The following is a 1,813-nucleotide window of genomic DNA, read 5'->3' as shown; positions in this document are numbered from 1 at the left end:
AAAAAGGCTCTGGAAGCTGCTCAGACCATTGCTGATTTTTGCAAGCAACAGTCATCCTGCCAAAATTGTATTTTCCGCTTGTTCGGCTCTGAAAACTGGAAGTGCCACATCGAGGCATTTGACTTGCAGGATGTATTGTCCAACATCGCAGCGAAAAAGAAAAATAATGGCTATTTGTGAGAGGAGGCCCAGCCATGACGGACGAGGCCGTGGAGATGGTGATGGAGAGATTTTGGCAATCCTTTAGCTAAGGATTCTCGGTTCAACGAGCGTTGCTTGAAAAATCAAGTCTTACATACTCTCCCCGAGCGTTAGGTTTGGGCGTGCCACGCCCTACCGTGCATAGCCTACGCCAATAGGCGCAGGCCCTCGTTTAAGATGTTTTTTGCAGCGTTGATGTCCCTATCGTGGATAGCACCACAAGAGGGGCAAGTCCATTCCCGGACGGACAAGTCCTTGGTTCCGGTCCACTGAGCGCCGCAAGCGGAGCACAACTGACTGGACGGAAAGAAGCGGTCTACTGTGACCACCTGTTTCCCGTACCACGCCGCCTTGTACTCCAACTGTCGGCGGAACTCGCCCCAGGAAGCGTCGGAGATTGACCGGGCCAGAGAATGGTTCTTCACCATGTTCTTAGGGGCTAAGTCCTCAATGCTGATTAGATCATAGTCCCGGACAAGCTGGGTGGAGAGTTTATGTAGGGTGTCCTGCCGCTGGTTGGCGACGTGTTCCTGCAACCGGGCCACTTTCACCCTTGCTTTCGCCCGGCGCTTGCTCCCCTTTGATTTTCGGGAGAGCTGGCGTTGGAGGCGGGCCAGCTTGCGGATGCTCTTGGCCAGGAACTTGTGGTTAGGGCATTCCACTCCATCGGAGGTGATGGCAAATGACTTAAGCCCCATGTCGAGGCCAACTACCGCCCCGGTTCCGGGGAGCGGGTCTATCTCCACATCGGTACAGCACAGAGCGACAAAATATTTGCCGCTGGGGTTCTGGCTGACGGTTGCAGAGAGGATGCGGCCCTTGACCTCTTTAGAAACACGGCACTTCACAAGGCCGAGTTTTGGTAATCGGATATTCCTCCCCTCAAAGCGTATGTTGTTATCTTTCGCAAGATTTCTCGTCCTATAAGATTTTCGAGAAGAACGCTTTGACTTAAATTGAGGGAATCCAGGAACTTCACCAGTTTTAATGCGTCGGAAAAAATTTTTGAAAGAATAATCAAGGTCTTTAATTGATGTTTCCAGAGAATATGAATCAACTTCTGTAAGCCATAAATTGATTTGCTTTAATTGTGTTAATTCTTTGCTACACGCATAAAAGCCAAGTGCCTTTTTTGTAGTATTGTAAACATCTTTCCTTCTGGTGAGAAAGTAGTTATACACAAATCTACAGCATCCAAATGTTTTTTGAATTAGTTCCTCTTGAGGTTTCGTAGGATAAATCCTGAACTTGTACGAATATTCCACTTTCTCACCCCACAATCAAAAACGCCCATTGAGCGATTGCGGCACTCAACGGGCGTGATTGCAAACGGGAACAAGTTCCCGAAATGCACAAATATATTGTGTAGATCCGCAATCTCTACATAAATATTATAACAAATTGAGGAGGAAAAGTCAATTATGGAGCAAAATATGCCCACCCTCACCCCGCCGAATGAGGCGCTGACCATCGAGCAGTTACGGGATATGGACGGGGAGCCGGTGTGGGTGCAAACGCCCGGTATACCGCAGTATGGACGATGGGTAATCGTGGCGGGCGTTGATATGAAGTACGGGCAAAGCACTCTGTACTGCCAAGGCGACTATACCTG

At 49.1% G+C, this 1,813-nt stretch carries 2 protein-coding genes and 1 pseudogene; 2 read left to right on the top strand and 1 reads right to left on the bottom strand.

The features are described 5' to 3' along the window. Positions 1–180, top strand: a 180-nt coding sequence (locus H8S11_RS13795) for a hypothetical protein (protein ID WP_207722010.1), incomplete at its 5' end; no start/stop codon positions are given. 167 nt (positions 181–347) lie between these two features. Here the strand turns inward: H8S11_RS13795 and tnpB are convergent. Next, positions 348–1,466, bottom strand: coding sequence for an IS200/IS605 family element RNA-guided endonuclease TnpB (gene tnpB / locus H8S11_RS13670; protein ID WP_186853529.1), 1,119 nt, complete (start codon positions 1,464–1,466; stop codon positions 348–350). Between the two features lie 156 nt (positions 1,467–1,622). Here tnpB and H8S11_RS13665 point away from each other — a divergent pair. Further along, a pseudogene (locus tag H8S11_RS13665) lies at positions 1,623–1,813 on the top strand (hypothetical protein); the annotation flags it as partial.

It is taken from the genome of Flintibacter hominis, from assembly GCF_014287965.1.
GTDB classification, from domain to species: domain Bacteria; phylum Bacillota; class Clostridia; order Oscillospirales; family Oscillospiraceae; genus Lawsonibacter; species Lawsonibacter aceti.
Note: the sequence above shows the minus strand (reverse complement) of the source record. Positions and strands in the feature narration are given on the sequence as shown.